The 15,011-nt window shown below is 59.6% G+C and carries 14 protein-coding genes; 9 read left to right on the forward strand and 5 right to left on the reverse strand.

The genetic code is table 11. The annotated features are described in order from the left end of the window. Positions 1–302 precede the first annotated feature (302 nt). The 5 genes from QMK47_RS08380 (at position 303) to QMK47_RS08400 (ending at position 5,323) form a co-directional block, all read left to right on the forward strand. The gene (locus QMK47_RS08380) at positions 303–1,424 is read left to right on the forward strand and encodes a beta-ketoacyl-ACP synthase III (protein WP_320390037.1); all 1,122 of its coding nucleotides are present in this window, start codon (positions 303–305) and stop codon (positions 1,422–1,424) included. 200 nt (positions 1,425–1,624) lie between these two features. After that, positions 1,625–2,236 carry an RNA polymerase sigma factor gene (locus QMK47_RS08385; protein WP_253472299.1) on the forward strand — a complete coding sequence of 204 codons (612 nt, stop codon included), beginning with the start codon at positions 1,625–1,627 and terminating at the stop codon, positions 2,234–2,236. Further along, positions 2,230–2,466 (forward strand): anti-sigma factor family protein, encoded by a 237-nt coding sequence (locus QMK47_RS08390; protein WP_320390038.1) that lies wholly within the window; start codon positions 2,230–2,232, stop codon positions 2,464–2,466. The genes QMK47_RS08385 and QMK47_RS08390 overlap by 7 nt, the downstream gene beginning before the upstream one ends. Before the next feature lie 280 nt (positions 2,467–2,746). Further along, on the forward strand, positions 2,747–4,057 hold the full coding sequence (locus QMK47_RS08395) for an OprO/OprP family phosphate-selective porin (RefSeq protein ID WP_214512047.1): 1,311 nt from the start codon (positions 2,747–2,749) through the stop codon (positions 4,055–4,057). 141 nt (positions 4,058–4,198) lie between these two features. Further along, positions 4,199–5,323 carry a GNAT family N-acetyltransferase gene (locus QMK47_RS08400; RefSeq protein WP_320390039.1) on the forward strand — a complete coding sequence of 375 codons (1,125 nt, stop codon included), beginning with the start codon at positions 4,199–4,201 and terminating at the stop codon, positions 5,321–5,323. A gap of 16 nt (positions 5,324–5,339) precedes the next feature. On the opposite strand, the gene aqpZ is transcribed toward QMK47_RS08400, so the two are convergent. From aqpZ to QMK47_RS08425, 5 genes are all read right to left on the reverse strand, one after another. Next, positions 5,340–6,029, reverse strand: coding sequence for an aquaporin Z (aqpZ, locus tag QMK47_RS08405; RefSeq protein WP_320390040.1), 690 nt, complete (start codon positions 6,027–6,029; stop codon positions 5,340–5,342). Between the two features lie 435 nt (positions 6,030–6,464). Further along, positions 6,465–8,297 carry an ABC transporter ATP-binding protein gene (locus tag QMK47_RS08410; RefSeq protein WP_258690561.1) on the reverse strand — a complete coding sequence of 611 codons (1,833 nt, stop codon included), beginning with the start codon at positions 8,295–8,297 and terminating at the stop codon, positions 6,465–6,467. A gap of 84 nt (positions 8,298–8,381) precedes the next feature. After that, complete coding sequence (locus QMK47_RS08415; protein WP_214512043.1) at positions 8,382–8,945, reverse strand: peptidylprolyl isomerase; 564 nt, start codon at positions 8,943–8,945, stop codon at positions 8,382–8,384. Positions 8,946–8,949: 4 nt separating this feature from the next. After that, entirely contained in the window at positions 8,950–9,753 is an 804-nt protein-coding gene (locus tag QMK47_RS08420) for an alpha/beta fold hydrolase (protein ID WP_253472308.1), read from the reverse strand. 14 nt (positions 9,754–9,767) lie between these two features. Continuing rightward, the gene (locus QMK47_RS08425) at positions 9,768–10,691 is read right to left on the reverse strand and encodes a LysR family transcriptional regulator (RefSeq protein WP_003198924.1); all 924 of its coding nucleotides are present in this window, start codon (positions 10,689–10,691) and stop codon (positions 9,768–9,770) included. Positions 10,692–10,741: 50 nt separating this feature from the next. Here QMK47_RS08425 and QMK47_RS08430 point away from each other — a divergent pair, with 50 nt between their 5' ends. The 4 genes from QMK47_RS08430 (at position 10,742) to QMK47_RS08445 (ending at position 14,985) form a co-directional block, all read left to right on the forward strand. Beyond that, on the forward strand, positions 10,742–11,056 hold the full coding sequence (locus tag QMK47_RS08430; protein ID WP_018607591.1) for a hypothetical protein: 315 nt from the start codon (positions 10,742–10,744) through the stop codon (positions 11,054–11,056). 150 nt (positions 11,057–11,206) lie between these two features. Continuing rightward, positions 11,207–11,806, forward strand: coding sequence for an FMN-dependent NADH-azoreductase (locus QMK47_RS08435; protein WP_018607593.1), 600 nt, complete (start codon positions 11,207–11,209; stop codon positions 11,804–11,806). A gap of 302 nt (positions 11,807–12,108) precedes the next feature. Further along, positions 12,109–13,977, forward strand: coding sequence for an ATP-binding protein (locus tag QMK47_RS08440; RefSeq protein WP_320390041.1), 1,869 nt, complete (start codon positions 12,109–12,111; stop codon positions 13,975–13,977). Between the two features lie 141 nt (positions 13,978–14,118). Next, positions 14,119–14,985: a carboxylate/amino acid/amine transporter gene (locus tag QMK47_RS08445; RefSeq protein WP_253472312.1), complete on the forward strand. Its 867-nt coding sequence runs from the start codon at positions 14,119–14,121 to the stop codon at positions 14,983–14,985. The last annotated feature ends 26 nt before the right edge of the window (positions 14,986–15,011 follow it).

Below are 15,011 nucleotides of genomic sequence, written 5' to 3' on the forward strand. Positions count from 1 at the left end.
GAGCGAGCTTGCTCGCGATAGCGGTGGTTCAGCCTGCATGGATGTTGACTGATACACCGCTATCGCGAGCAAGCTCGCTCCCACAGGGTAGGGTGTTGTAGTGAAGGGAGAATGGGCCAAACGCCAGCGTTTATGGCAAACTTCGCAGCTATAAATGCCGGTCCCGTGGTTTTGAGCTTCAATGCCCCGGGCGGATCGGAATAAAGCGATGCCAGGGCTGCTTCCCCGGATGGGAAAAGTCCCTTTGTGTATTGGTACGTCGGTGCCAATGCTTTCTGCCTGAACAGATCAGAGACACGACCATGCATAACGTCGTCATCAGCGGCACCGGCCTGTACACCCCGGCCAACAGCATCTCCAACGAAGAGCTGGTGCAATCTTTCAATACCTATGTCGCGCAATTCAACGCCGACAACGCCGACGCCATCGCGCGCGGTGAAGTCGAGGCCTTGACCGAGTCCAACGCCGCGTTCATCGAAAAGGCTTCCGGCATCAAGAGCCGCTTTGTCATGGACAAGGACGGCATTCTCGATCCACAACGCATGACCCCACGCTTGCCCGAGCGCTCCAACGACGAGTGGTCGGTGCTGTGTGAAATGGCTATTGGCGCTGCGAAGCAGGCCCTGGAGCGCGCCGGCCGCACCGTCGCCGACATCGACGGGGTGATCGTCGCCTGTTCCAACCTGCAGCGTGCCTACCCGGCCATCGCCATCGAAGTTCAGGAAGCGCTGGGCATCGAAGGTTTCGGTTTCGACATGAACGTGGCCTGTTCCTCGGCCACTTTCGGCATCCAGGCAGCAGCCAACAGTGTGCAACTGGGACAGGCCCGGGCAATCCTGATGGTCAACCCGGAAGTGTGCACCGGTCACTTGAACTTCCGTGACCGCGACAGCCACTTCATCTTCGGCGACGCGGCTACCGCCGTGATCATCGAGCGGGCGGACCTGGCGACCTCGCCGTACCAGTTCGACGTGGTCAGCACCAAGCTGCTGACCAAGTTCTCCAACAATATCCGCAACAACTTCGGCTTCCTCAACCGCGCCGCGGAAGAAGGCGCCGGTAGCCGCGACAAGCTGTTCGTCCAGGAAGGCCGCAAGGTGTTCCGCGACGTCTGCCCGATGGTGGCCGAGCTGATCGGTACCCACCTGGAAGAAAACCAGCTGAACGTTGGCGAGGTGAAGCGCTTCTGGCTGCACCAGGCCAACCTGAGCATGAACCACTTGATCGTGCGCAAACTGCTGGGACGCGAAGCCACCGAAGAGGAAGCCCCGGTGATCCTCGACCGCTACGCCAACACCAGTTCGGCCGGTTCGGTGATTGCATTCCACAAATACCAGGATGACCTGCCCAGCGGCTCGGTTGCCGTACTCAGTTCGTTCGGCGCCGGTTATTCGATTGGCAGCGTGATTTTGCGCAAGCGTTGATCCACTTTAGCGGCCAGAGGATTTATTCCTGCTGGCCTATGGCCTATGGCCTATGGCTTGTGGAACCTGTGGGAGCAAAGCTTGCTCGCGATGCAGGCGCCTCGGTTTCCCGAAAGACCGCGTCACCTTCATCGCGGGCAAGCCTTGCTCCCACATAAATCCCCGCCACAACCGCGATCTATCCAGCAATAGGGCGTTGAATGACGATCACCGATGACACCCTCCTGCTCCAACGCCTCCTGGCCGGTGAGCAGCAGGCCTACAAGGAGCTGGTCAGCGCCTACCAGAGCCCGATGCGCGCCGTGGCCTATGCCATCGTCGGCAGCCGCCATGTCGATGAAGTGGTGCAGGACGCGTGGCTGTCGGTGGTGCGTAATCTCAGTGGTTTCCAGGGGCGTTCCAGCCTCAAGACCTGGCTACTGACCATCACCGCCAACGCTGCCAAAGGGCGCTACAAACAGAACCGTCGGGAGGTGTTGCTAGACGATCTGCCGTCACCCCATGGCACCCTCGGCGATGATCGTTTCGCCGCCGACGGTCATTGGCTGCTGGCGCCGTTCGCCTGGCACCAGGACACACCTGAGGCGCTGCTCACGATGGAGGAATTACGCGATTGCCTGGAGCACACATTGCTCAGTCTGTCGGAACTGCAAGGCAGCGTGCTGAACCTGCGGGAACGCCAGGGGCTGGAGCTGGAAGAAATCTGTAATCTTCTGGATATTTCGCTCTCCAATGTGCGAGTGCTGTTGCATCGCGCCCGGCTGAAAGTCTTCGCGACTGTTGAACATTTCGAGGAAACCGGCGAATGCTGACCTGCAAGGAACAAGTGGCGCGCTCCAGCGATTATCTCGACGGCCAGTTAAGTTTTCGTGAACGCCTGATGGTGCGTCATCACCTGATGTTCTGCCCCAACTGCCGGCGTTTTATCCGCCAGATGCGCCTGATGCAGACGACCCTCAGGAAACTGCCGCAACCGCCGATTCCCGACCTGGATCACCTCGCCGAGAAACTCGCCGCCGAGCGCCGTAGAAACATCCGCTAACCCCCAGGCACCACCCACCCCCTGTGGGAGCGAGCTTGCTCGCGATAGCGGTGTATCAGTCAACATCAATGCAGACTGAACCACCGCCATCGCGAGCAAGCTCGCTCCCACAGGGGGTTTCGGTTATTCCTATTCGAAGTAAAAAGTTCCGCTGTCATAAAATCTTTATGTGATAGCAACTCGCCTGACACAACCCGTCGCCAAGATCCCCTCCCAACACCAGCGGGCCCAGTTCCGCGTGTTTTCTAACGGCACAGACTACCAACAGGGGAATTCTTCGATGATCCGCAAGCACTTCGCAGGTGTTGCCGCCAGCGCACTGGCAATGGCAGTAACCGCCCAGGCTTTCGCCGGCACCGTCACCACCGACGGCGCCGATATCGTGGTCAAAACCAAGGGCGGCCTTGAGGTCGCTACCACTGACAAAGAGTTCAGCTTCAAGCTCGGTGGTCGTTTGCAGGCTGACTACAGCCAGTTCGACGGTATCTACACCGACAACGGCAAATCGGCCGACGCCGCATACATCCGTCGCGCCTTCCTGGAACTGTCCGGCGTGCTGTACACGGATTGGGCCTACACCATCAACTACGACATGTCCCACAACAGTGGCGACTCCGATAATGGCTACTTCGACGAAGCGTCCCTGGCCTACAACGGCTTCAAGCCGGTTTCGATCAAGGTTGGTCGTTTTGACCCCGACTTCGGCCTGGAAAAAGCCACCAGCTCCAAGTGGGTGACTGCGCCAGAGCGTAACGCCGCCTACGACCTGATCGACTGGACCAACAGCCATCAGAACGGCCTGGGCCTGCAAGCCTCCAGCACCTTCGCCGATTCGTTCTATGCCTCGGCCGGTGTGTTCAGCAAGGACACCGACGACACCGACGGCGACAGCGTCAAGCAAGTCAACGGTCGCTTTGTGTTCGCCCCGATGCACGAAGCCGGCAACGTGCTGCACTTCGGTGTGAACGTGGCTTCGCGCGACGTTTCGGACACCGTCTTCGATGCGCGTTATCGCTCCCGCCTGGGCATGCGTGGCGTTGAAACCCTGGGTGGCAACGACGCCGGCCCTAACGGCAACCGTCCGGTACTGGGCGGCGCGAACAACTCGCCAGCCGGTTCGTACGACCGCGACACCGCGTTCGGCCTGGAAGCCGCTTTCGCCATGGGGCCTGCGTCGATCCAGGGTGAATACATCACTCGCAAGACCAAGGCTGATGCCGATGGTTTCGAAGACATCAAAGGCCATGGTTTCTACGTACAGGGCGCGTACACCCTCACCGGCGAGTCCCGTGGTTATAAAGTCGGCAAGTTTGACGCGATCAAACCTCAGAACAAATCCATCGGCGCCTGGGAAGTGTTCTATCGCTTCGACAGCTTGACCGTCGAAGACGACAACATCACCACTGCCTCGGCGACCCGCGACGTGGGCGATGCCGAAGCCAAGGTGCACAACCTGGGCGTGAACTGGTACGCCAACGAAGCGGTGAAAATTTCCGCTGCCTACATCAAGGCCAAGACCGACAAAGTCACCAACGCCAATGGCGACGACGATGGCGACGGTTTTGTGATGCGTGCCCAGTACGTGTTCTAAATCGCGCTGACTTGATACACCGCTCTGACTTCATCCGTTAAAGCGCTCCTTTGAACCCCGCCCCTGGCGGGGTTTTTTATGTGCGCCTGGTCAGGATCGGCGATACTCGCTCCATCCGTCGTCTGGCTATCGAGGAATCGCATGCCGCTTCACGTCTTGGACAGCCTGTCCACCATCGCGCCGCACGAGTGGGACGCGCTGGTGCCCGCCAACCAGCCTTTCCTGCGCCACGCCTTCCTCAGCACCCTGGAAGACAGCGCCAGCCTGGGGCCGAGTTCCGGTTGGCAAGCCGAGCATTTGCTGCACATTGAGGACGGTCGTCTGCTGGCGGCCTTGCCCAGTTACCGCAAGTGGCATTCCTACGGCGAATACGTGTTCGACCACGCCTGGGCCGACGCTTGCGCCCGCGCCGGCATCGACTATTACCCCAAGCTGTTGACAGCGGTGCCGTTCAGCCCGGTCAGTGGCCCGCGGCTGCTGGCGGCGCGCGGGGAAGATGGCCTGGAGCTGCTGGGCAGCTTGCCGGGGTATCTGGAAATCGAAGGGCTTTCCAGCGCCCACATCAACTTCACCGACGCCTTCACCGACGCGGCACTTGCCGGGCAGGAGGGCTGGCTGCAGCGGATCGGCTGTCAGTATCACTGGCAAAATCGCGGTTATCGGGACTTCCAGGATTTTCTCGATGCGCTCAGCTCCCGCAAGCGCAAGCAGATGCGCAAGGAGCGCGAACAAGTGGCGGGGCAGGGCATCGCGTTCGAATGGCTCGAAGGTCATCAGTTGGACGAGGCGCAGTGGGATTTTGTCTACGCCTGTTACGCCAACACCTACGCGATACGACGGCAGGCGCCGTACCTGACCCGAACATTCTTCAGCCTGCTGGCCGAACGCATGCCCGAGGCCATTCGTGTGGTGCTGGCCAAGCAAGGTTCGCGACCGGTGGCGATGGCGTTCAGCCTGGTGGGCGGCGACAGTTTCTACGGACGTTACTGGGGCTGCCTGGCGGAGTTCGACCGCCTGCACTTCGAGACCTGTTTCTATCAAGGCATGGACTACGCGATTGCCCACGGCTTGCAGCGCTTTGACGCCGGCGCCCAGGGCGAGCACAAATTGATTCGCGGGTTCGAGCCGGTGATTACCCGCTCATGGCATTACCTGCGCCACCCTGGTTTGAAGGCGGCGGTCGAGGACTTCCTCATGCGCGAACATGAGGGTGTACTGGCCTATGCCGAAGAGGCGAAGACAGCATTGCCTTATCGGCAGTGCTGATCTTCGCGGGTGTGACTCAGCGGTTTTCCTGGCCCAGCCAGCGGTACGAGACACCGCCGATGACGGCGCCCAGCAGCGGCGCCACCCAGAACAGCCACAGCTGCTCGATGGCCCAGCCACCGACAAGCAGCGCCGGACCGGTACTGCGGGCCGGGTTGACGGACGTGTTGGTGACCGGAATCGAGATCAGGTGAATGAGCGTCAGGGCCAGGCCGATGGCAATCGGTGCCAGCCCGGCCGGCGCACGTTTATCGGTGGCGCCGAGGATGATCAGGATGAACATCGCCGTCATGACCAGTTCGGTGACAAAACCGGCCGCCATCGAATACCCACCGGGAGAATGCTCGCCATAACCGTTCGCGGCCAGGCCGGACGCGGCCAGGTCAAAGCCTTCCTTGCCGCTGGCGATGAAGTAGATCAACGCGGCGGCCAACACGCCCCCTATGACTTGGGCAATGATGTAGGCAGGCAACTCCCTGGCCGGAAACCGCCCGCCCACGTACAAGCCCACCGACACCGCGGGGTTCAGGTGGCAGCCCGAGATGTGCCCGATGGCGAACGCCATGGTCAACACCGTCAAGCCGAAGGCCAGGGCAACCCCCAGCACGCCAATCCCTGAGGCAGCCAATACCGCGCTGCCACAGCCACCCAATACCAGCCAGAACGTACCCAACAACTCAGTCGTTGAACGTTTGAGTAAAGACATAAGGTTCCTTGATGAAACAGTCGTGATGATCGGTTATGCATCCAGCAGTATTACGACAGGTTCATCTCCAGAACCTGACTTGAGTACAGCAGAGCGCGGCGACAAATCCAGCGACAAAAAAACCGCCAGCGTCATGGACGGTGGCGGTTTTGGCCGTGGTCGGCGGGGAGTATGTGGTTGCGGTGTGGGCTAAATGGATCCTGGACAGAATTTTTCAGTATTGCTGATTCAAACCGGATCCCTGTGGCGAGGGAGCTTGCTCCCGCTGGGCTCTGTAGGAGCTGGCGAAGCCTGCGATCTTTTAATCTTGATCTTTCGCTTGAGATTCAAGTGTCTGGGGAAAGATCGCAGCCTCGTTGAACTCGACAGCTCCTACAGGCGCACCCCAGCGGGAGCAAGCTCCCTCGCCACGGGGTCAGTGGTGTCTGGTAGAGATCAGTCGATCCCCACGAACCCACCCGTCTGGTGCTGCCACAATCGCGCATACAACCCGCCATGGGCCAGCAGTTCGGCATGGCTGCCGGTTTCGGCGATGCGACCATTCTCCAGCACTACCAACCGGTCCATCCGGGCGATGGTGGAGAGGCGGTGGGCGATGGCGATCACGGTCTTGCCTTGCATCAGCGTCTCGAGGCTTTCCTGGATGGCCGCCTCGACTTCCGAGTCCAGCGCTGACGTCGCTTCGTCCATGATCAGGATCGGCGCGTCCTTGAGCAGCACCCGCGCGATAGCGATGCGCTGGCGCTGGCCGCCGGACAGTTTCACGCCGCGTTCACCCACATGGGCATCGAAGCCGGTGCGGCCTTCGGCGTCCGACAGCAGTGGGATGAACTCATCGGCCCGGGCCTTGCGCACGGCTTCCCAGAGTTGCGCATCGGTGGCGTCTGGCTTGCCGTAGAGCAGGTTCTCGCGAATCGAGCGATGCAGCAGCGAGGTGTCCTGGGTGATCATGCCGATGCGCTCGCGCAGGCTTTCCTGGCCGACTTCGGCGATGTCCTGGCCATCGATGAGAATGCGCCCGTCTTGCACGTCATAGAGGCGCAGCAGCAGGTTGACCAAGGTGGATTTACCCGCGCCGGACGGACCGATCAGGCCGATTTTCTCGCCGGGCCTGATGGTCAGGTTCAGGTCGCCGATCACGCCGCTTTTCTTGCCATAGTGGAAATCCACATGCTCGAAACGCACTTCACCCCGGGCCACCGCCAGGGGCTTGGCCTGGTCGCGGTCGGTGACACTGACCGGTTGGGAGATAGTCTGCAGGCCGTCCTGGACCATGCCGATGTTTTCGAAGATGCCGGTGACGACCCACATGATCCAGCCGGACATGTTGACGATGCGGATCACCAGCCCGGTGGCCAACGCGATGGCGCCGACGCTGATCAGCGACTGGGTCCACAACCACAGCGCCAGCGCCGTGGTGCCGACGATCAGCAGCCCGTTCATGCTGGTGATGACCAAGTCCATGCTGGTCACCACCCGGCCAGCCAACTGGGCTTTTTCGGTCTGCTCCTGGATGGCTTCGCGGGCGTATTGCTGTTCGAAGTTGGTATGGGCGAACAGCTTGAGGGTGGTGATGTTGGTGTAGCCGTCGACGATCCGGCCCATGAGTTTGGAGCGGGCGTCGGACGACACCACCGAGCGCTCCTTGACCCGTGGCACGAAATAACAGAGTGCACCGATGTAGGCGGCGATCCACATCAGCAGCGGGATCATCAGGCGCCAGTCGGCTTCGGCGAACAGCACCAGGGAACTGACGGCGTAGATCAGCACGTGCCACAGGGCATCCACGGCCTGCACCGCCGAGTCACGCAGGGAGTTGCCGGTCTGCATGATGCGCTGGGCGATGCGCCCGGCGAAGTCGTTCTGGAAGAAATTCAGGCTCTGCTTGAGCACGTAGCTGTGGTTCTGCCAGCGAATCAGGCTGGTCATGCTGGGGCTCAGGGTCTGGTGCACGAGCAGGTCATGCAGGGCCACGAAGATCGGCCGGAAGATCAGCGCCACCACGGCCATCCAGGCCAGCTCCAGGCCATGGACCTTGAAGAAGTCCACATTGGGCGTGCCCTGGGTCAGGTCGATGATGCGGCTCAGGTAGCTGAACAGCGCCACTTCGATCAGCGCGCCGATCAGGCCCACCACCAGCAGTACGGCGAAGCTGGGCCAGACCTGTTTCAGGTAATAGGTGTAGAAGGGCAGGACGCGATTCGGCGGGGCCGAGGTTGGGGCGTCGCGGAAGATATCGATCAGTGTTTCGAAACGGCGATAAACCATCAGTCAATGCCCTGGCAGGGGCTCTCCTTTATTGCTATGGCCGGCGCGGGATGACCGCGCCGGCCAGGCTTGCCGTGTGCCTCTTCAGTCGATGCGCTTGGCCGACTTGATGAGCACAGGGTCGATCGGCACGTTTTGCATGCCTTGTTTGGTCGTGGTCTGGGAGTTGACGATGACGTCCACCACGTCCATGCCCTTGACCACTTTGGCGAACACTGCGTAGCCGGCGTCACGGCCCGGATCGAGGAAGGCGTTGTCGGCCACGTTGATGAAGAACTGGCTGGTGGCCGAGTCCGGGTTGGACGTGCGGGCCATCGACAAGGTGCCACGAACGTTGTGCAGGCCATTGCTGGCTTCGTTCTTGATCGGCGCCTTGGTGTCTTTTTGTTGCATGGCTTGAGTGAACCCGCCGCCCTGGGCCATGAAGCCCGGGATCACACGGTGAAAAATCGTGTTGTTGTAGAAGCCGCTGTCCACGTACTCAAGGAAGTTCTTGGTACTGATGGGGGCCTTGACCGGGTCCAGCTCGATTTCGATCTGGCCGTTGGTGGTGTCCAGCAATACATGCGGTGCCTTGGCGGGTGTCGCGGCCATCAGGTTGGCGGCAAACAGTACGGTGCCGGCGGCAAGGGCGATTTTTTTCAGCATGGGGTCAGTGATCCTGAGTGGTGGAATCGGTTGCGGTCAAAAAGTCGAGCAGGGTTTGGTTGAAGCGTTCGGGTTGATCCAGCGGGGTAGCGTGCCGTGAATCGGCGATGACCACCAGCCGTGCGTCGGGCAGCAGTTTTACATAGGCTTCTTTCAGCGCCACCGGGGTGTAGTCGTGGTCGGCGCAGATGACGAGGGTTGGACAGGCAACCTGCGAAAGTCGTTCCTGAACGCCCCAGCCTACAATCGCATCGAAGCTGGCGAGATAAGCACGTTTGTCGTTCTTTGCCCAGCGTCGGGCCATTTCCAGGCGTAACTCGGTTTGTTCGGGCTTGGGGAATAACTTGGCGCCGAGGGCCTTGCCGATGGTCTCCAGGCTGAGCAGGCGCATCAGGCTCCAGCGCTTGAACCATTGCCAGCAATCGTCGAGCGTGCGGACCTTGACCTGCGGGGCACTGTTGACGATGCACACGCTCTTGACCCGATGAGGCTCATCCACCGCCAACTGAAAAACAATCATGCCCCCCATGGACCAACCCACCAGATGCACCGGGCCCAGGCCCAGGTGTTCGATCAAGGCGATCAGGTCGGCGCTGAAACCTTCGATGCTGTAGCGCTCCCGCGGCTTGTCGGAGCGACCGTGGCCGCGCACATCCATCACGATCAGGTGGTAATGGGCGGACAGCACCGGGATCTGCTTTTCCCAGTCGCGGGTGCTGGAACCCAGCCCGTGGACCAGCACCAAGGGCGTGCCGTGGCCGTATTCCTCGTAGTGCAGGTTGCAACCTTCGTGCTCGAAATAGGCCATCGGGGAAATCCTTGTCAGGCTTGTTCAGGGGCGGCGAATGGCGCATCCAGCGGCGCGGTGTCGAAGGTGCGCAGCAATTCGATCAGGATTTGCGTGGCCGGGCCCAGGGGTTTTTCCTTGTTCGAATACAAATAGAAGCTCGGGTTGCGGCTGCCGCCCTGATCCAAGGGTAGCTGTTTAAGCGTGCCTTCCTTGAGTTCCCGCTCGATCATGTGCCGGGGCAGCCAGGCGAAGCCCAGGCCGCTGCCTACGAAGGTCGCGGCGGTGGCCAGGCTGCCGACGGTCCAGCGCTGCTCGGCGCCGAGCCAACCCACGTCGCGAGGTTGCTGGCGTCCGGAGTCGCGGATCACTACTTGCAACTGACTTTCCAGATCCTGGAACGTCAGCTCGCGGTTGAGGCGATGCAGGGCGTGTTCGGGATGGGCCACCGCGACGAATTCAACGTCGCTCAATTCGGCTCCCAGATAGCCAGGAATGCTGAAGCTGCTGATGGCCAGGTCGGCCACGCCTTCGAGCAGCACTTCTTCGACACCCGACAACACTTCTTCGCGCAGCCGTACCCGGCAGCCACGGCTTTGTGGCATGAACGCCGTCAAGGCGCGAACGAGGCGGGCGTTGGGGTAGGCCGCGTCGACCACCAGGCGCACTTCCGCTTCCCAGCCTTGCTCCATGTGGTGGGCCAGGTCTTCCAATTGGCTGGCCTGTTTCACCAGTTGCCGGGAACGGCGCAGCAGTACGCCACCGGCTTCGGTCAACACGGCCTTGCGTCCATCGATGCGCAGCAACGGTACGCCGAGCTGATCCTGCATGCGGGCCACGGTGTAGCTCACTGACGACTGGGAGCGATGCAGCACTTCAGCGGCCTGGGCGAAGCCGCCGTGGTCGACCACGGCCTGCAAGGTGCGCCATTGATCAAGGGTTACGCGGGGCGCTTTCATATCGAGCTCCTCTTGTCCTAAGCTGGCAGTCCCTTGGTGGAGACTGCCGAATGAAGAAAATCTGTTGTGTGGTGCTGGCCTTGCTGCCACTGACTGCGTTTGCCTACCCGATCGATGTGGAAAAACACCTCAACGGCCTGAGCATCGACTACAACGCCTATGACACCGATGCCGATATCGGTTCCATCCAGGTCAACAACTACGGCAGCACCGATGCGGCTTGTACCGTGGTCTTCAGCAATGGCCCGGAAGCACCTCGCACCCGCAAGCTCGAAGTCGCCGCCGGCAAGTTCAAGAACGCCACGGCCAAGTTCAACCGCAACATCATCAAGCTGCGCATCAAGCTGACCTGTCAGCCGAAATAGCCCGGCAGTGGGGCAGGCAATATTGCTTGCTTCGCTTATAAACGAATTTATCGATGCTTTACAGCAGTTATTTGCGCTTTTTCATCGATATGTTCGCGTTTAACCTTCGCTCCATCGACTGACAACATTCTCAGATGGAGCCTACAAGCCATGTCCCGCGTTCTGATCATCGAAAGCAGTGCCCGCCAGCAAGACTCGGTGTCCCGTCAACTGACCCAGACCTTTATCAGCCAGTGGAAAGCGGCGCACCCGGCCGATGAAATCAGCGTTCGCGACCTGGCCATCAACCCGGTACCACACCTGGATGCCAATCTGCTGGGTGGCTGGATGAAGCCGGCCGAGCAGCGCAGCGACGTTGAAAACGCCTCGCTGGAGCGCTCCAACCAACTGACTGATGAACTGCTGGCCGCCGACGTGCTGGTAATGGCTGCACCGATGTACAACTTCGCCATCCCCAGCACCCTGAAAGCCTGGCTCGACCATGTGCTGCGTGCCGGCGTGACGTTCAAATACACCCCCACCGGCCCTCAAGGCCTGCTGGCCGACAAGCGCGCCTTCGTGCTGACCGCCCGTGGCGGCATTCATGCCGGTGGCAGCACGGACCATCAAGAACCCTACTTGCGCCAGGTCATGGGCTTCATCGGGATCCACGACGTGACCTTCATCCATGCCGAAGGCATGAACCTGGGCGGCGACTTCCAGGAGAAGGGCCTGAATCAGGCCAACGCCAAACTGTCCCAGGTCGCCTGATCCGTTAATCCTCGGATAATCGCCAGGTGGTCTAGTGGCCTGGCGCTTCCCTTCAAATCGTTTTGCGCATCGAACCTCCCTTTGCACTTATTGCTCCTGAGTGCATCAGCCCGATTGAACGCTTTAGCGAGATCGGGCTTTTTTTTTGGGGAAATGGAAATAACCACCACCTAAACATGAACGGCCCCTCAAGCCTTGAGGGCCGGGAGATAGGCAGGCCGTAAACTCACTCGGATTGGGCAAGTCTGTCGACGTCTGGCTGTGGTAATTTATGCGCCGAATTACAGTAGGGAGGCTGTGATATGTTAAAAATCAAACGGCAAACATGGGCTCTATTCCTGGTCTATCTCATAGGGGCAGGTGGCTATATCTACTACCTCTATGTCGAGACGCAAAGCGTCCTTACTGACAACATTAATAATAAATTGCTGCATGCCGCGCTGGGTGCTTCGGCCATCCTCGGCGACCGTTACCATGACAATCTGGTCGATAAACAATCCAAATCGCAAGCGCAGGACTGGGATACCATTCAGCGCCTCTCCGGCTTCAACGAGTCCATGGGCACTGCTTTTGTCTATAGCGTGATCAAGCGAGGTGCAAAGGCCTACCTGGTCAGTTCCAGCGCATCGAAAAAAGAAATTCAAGAGAAGAATTTCGTGCGCTTTTTCGACCCTTATCCCGATGCCAGCCAGGCGTTGCTCGATAGTTTTGAGCGTACCGAGCCAACCTGGATCGACTACTCGGATCATTGGGGTGATTTTCGCGCGGTCTTTGTCCCCTTAAAATCACAGGACGGTACGGTGTATGTTGTCGGGGCGGAAGTTACCTTGGCGAGCTACTACCAACAACTTAATCATGACTCCCTGTACCACATCATCCTGGCCATCCTGGTATTTCTCGCTTTCCTCCTTTTACGCATGCGCGCTCATCTCCAGCAACTGCGAGTCAATGAGCAGGTATTGAATCAGGCTAAAAATGCCGCCGAAGACGCTGATCGTTCAAAAACCAGCTTTCTGGCAACCATGAGTCATGAAATTCGCACCCCGATGTACGGTGTCATTGGCGCGACCGAGTTATTGGCCCGGTCCGCCCTGGATCCCGAGCAACGCCGTCTTCTCACAACGATTCATTCCAGTGGACGGACCCTGCTGTCTCTTATCGATAACATTCTCGACCTTGCCAAAATCGAAGCGGGCAAACTTGAATTGAAACCTCGTGTTTTCGAAGTGAGAGCACTGGTTTCATCCTGTATGGAACTAATCCGGCAAAATATCCAGGACAAACCCATAGTGCTGGAGGCGCAGTTTTCCCCGGACGTACCGCCTTTGGTCAAGACCGATATGGATTGCCTTCGCCAGATATTGATCAACTTGCTGGGCAATGCGGTCAAATTTACCGAAGCCGGAAAAATATCGCTGCTGGTCACCACCAGCGGTTACGGCTCTCAAGCGTGGCTCGACTTCTCCATACGCGATACCGGCATCGGTATCCCCACGGAACGGCAAGACAATCTGTTCAAGCCTTTTGCCCAGTTCAAAGGGCCGGCTAGCCAACGCTTCACTGGGAGTGGGTTGGGTCTTTCTATCTGTAAGAACCTGCTCGAGGCGCAGCAGGGGACTTTAACGTTCACCAGTCAGCCAGGTGTCGGCTCGACATTCTCTTTCTCTCTCCCGCTTGCGCTTTTTTCAGTCTCGGAAATACCCATCAAGGATGATCATGCGGCGGTTGGCTTCGACTCGTCTTTTGCCGAGGATTATCCGCTCGATGTCCTTCTGGCGGAGAACCATCCGGTGAGCCAGAAAGTGGCCATGGCGATGCTACAAGAGTTGGGTTATGCACCCGACCTTGCGTCAGATGGCCTGGAAGCGGTCAATCGTTGCGTGGCTTCGATGCCAGAGATCATTCTGATGGATATCAACATGCCCGTGATGGATGGGATGGAGGCTGTGCGTAGAATCCGCGAGTTACCCCAGGGCGACACTTGCTACATCGTTGCTTTCACCGCGAGTGTTTTTTCCAGCGAGATAGAACGTTTCAGGGCCGCTGGTGCCGATGACATCTTGACCAAGCCGGCAAACTTCCAGGCGCTGACCCGAGTGCTCCAGCGTGCCGCCAGCCATCGGCACCAGCGTCAGACCACTCCTTGGGTCGTGGATGAAGTTCCAAGTTAGCGGGGTACCTGTGGGAGCGAGCTTGCTCGCGATTACGGTGGCTCAGAAATACAAATGCTGACTGACACCCCCAATCGCCAGCAAGCTCGCTCCCACCGTTCAAAACCGCTATCTTCGCCGCCATTCGAAACGAGGGGCGGTATGGGCTATCTACTGTTTGTGACATTGATCCAGGCGTTTTCCTTCAGCCTGATCGGCGAGTACCTGGCTGGGCATGTGGACAGTTATTTCGCGGTGCTGGTGCGGGTGTTGCTGGCCGGGCTGGTGTTCATTCCGCTGACGCGCTGGCGCCAGGTGGAGCCGGCGTTCATGCGCGGCATGCTGTTGATCGGCGCCTTGCAGTTTGGCGTGACCTACGTCTGCCTGTACCTGAGCTTCCGAGTGCTGACGGTGCCCGAGGTGCTGCTTTTCACCATCCTGACGCCCCTGCACGTGACCTTGATCGAAGACGCGTTGAACCGTCGCTTCAATCCCTGGGCGCTGATCGCGGCGCTGGTGGCCGTGGCCGGTGCGGCGGTGATTCGCTACGACCGGATCAACCCGGATTTCTTCATGGGCTTCTTGCTGCTGCAGCTGGCCAACTTCACCTATGCGGCCGGACAGGTGCTGTACAAGCACCTGGTGGCCCGCCACCCGAGCGAGCTGCCGCATTACCGGCGTTTCGGTTATTTCTATCTCGGTGCGCTGATGGTGGCGTTGCCGGCTTTCCTGCTGTTCGGCAAGGCCAACTTCTGGCCTGAAGCGCCGCTGCAATGGGGCGTGCTGGTGTTCCTCGGCCTGGTTTCCACCGCGTTGGGGCTGTACTGGTGGAACAAAGGCGCCTGCCTGGTCAATGGCGGGACGCTGGCGGTGATGAACAACCTGCATGTGCCGGTGGGGCTGCTGGTGAACCTGCTGATCTGGAACCAGCATGAGGCACTGGGGCGGTTGCTGCTGGGTGGGTCGGTGATATTGGCGGCGGTTTGGATCAGTCGGTTGGGGGTACGCCAACCGCTGCCTGCACACTGAGTCCTTCACCTTGAATTCTGGATTCT

It is taken from the genome of Pseudomonas sp. P9_35, assembly GCF_034008205.1.
In the GTDB taxonomy this organism is placed as follows: domain Bacteria; phylum Pseudomonadota; class Gammaproteobacteria; order Pseudomonadales; family Pseudomonadaceae; genus Aquipseudomonas; species Aquipseudomonas kilonensis.

Coding starts and splice junctions, on each gene's coding strand:
- QMK47_RS08380 (WP_320390037.1), top strand. CDS start 303: ATGCATAACGTCGTCATCAGCGGCACCGGCCTGTACACCCCGGCCAAC.
- QMK47_RS08385 (WP_253472299.1), top strand. CDS start 1,625: ATGACGATCACCGATGACACCCTCCTGCTCCAACGCCTCCTGGCCGGT.
- QMK47_RS08390 (WP_320390038.1), top strand. CDS start 2,230: ATGCTGACCTGCAAGGAACAAGTGGCGCGCTCCAGCGATTATCTCGAC.
- QMK47_RS08395 (WP_214512047.1), top strand. CDS start 2,747: ATGATCCGCAAGCACTTCGCAGGTGTTGCCGCCAGCGCACTGGCAATG.
- QMK47_RS08400 (WP_320390039.1), top strand. CDS start 4,199: ATGCCGCTTCACGTCTTGGACAGCCTGTCCACCATCGCGCCGCACGAG.
- aqpZ (WP_320390040.1), bottom strand. CDS start 6,029: ATGTCTTTACTCAAACGTTCAACGACTGAGTTGTTGGGTACGTTCTGG.
- QMK47_RS08410 (WP_258690561.1), bottom strand. CDS start 8,297: ATGGTTTATCGCCGTTTCGAAACACTGATCGATATCTTCCGCGACGCC.
- QMK47_RS08415 (WP_214512043.1), bottom strand. CDS start 8,945: ATGCTGAAAAAAATCGCCCTTGCCGCCGGCACCGTACTGTTTGCCGCC.
- QMK47_RS08420 (WP_253472308.1), bottom strand. CDS start 9,753: ATGGCCTATTTCGAGCACGAAGGTTGCAACCTGCACTACGAGGAATAC.
- QMK47_RS08425 (WP_003198924.1), bottom strand. CDS start 10,691: ATGAAAGCGCCCCGCGTAACCCTTGATCAATGGCGCACCTTGCAGGCC.
- QMK47_RS08430 (WP_018607591.1), top strand. CDS start 10,742: ATGAAGAAAATCTGTTGTGTGGTGCTGGCCTTGCTGCCACTGACTGCG.
- QMK47_RS08435 (WP_018607593.1), top strand. CDS start 11,207: ATGTCCCGCGTTCTGATCATCGAAAGCAGTGCCCGCCAGCAAGACTCG.
- QMK47_RS08440 (WP_320390041.1), top strand. CDS start 12,109: ATGTTAAAAATCAAACGGCAAACATGGGCTCTATTCCTGGTCTATCTC.
- QMK47_RS08445 (WP_253472312.1), top strand. CDS start 14,119: ATGGGCTATCTACTGTTTGTGACATTGATCCAGGCGTTTTCCTTCAGC.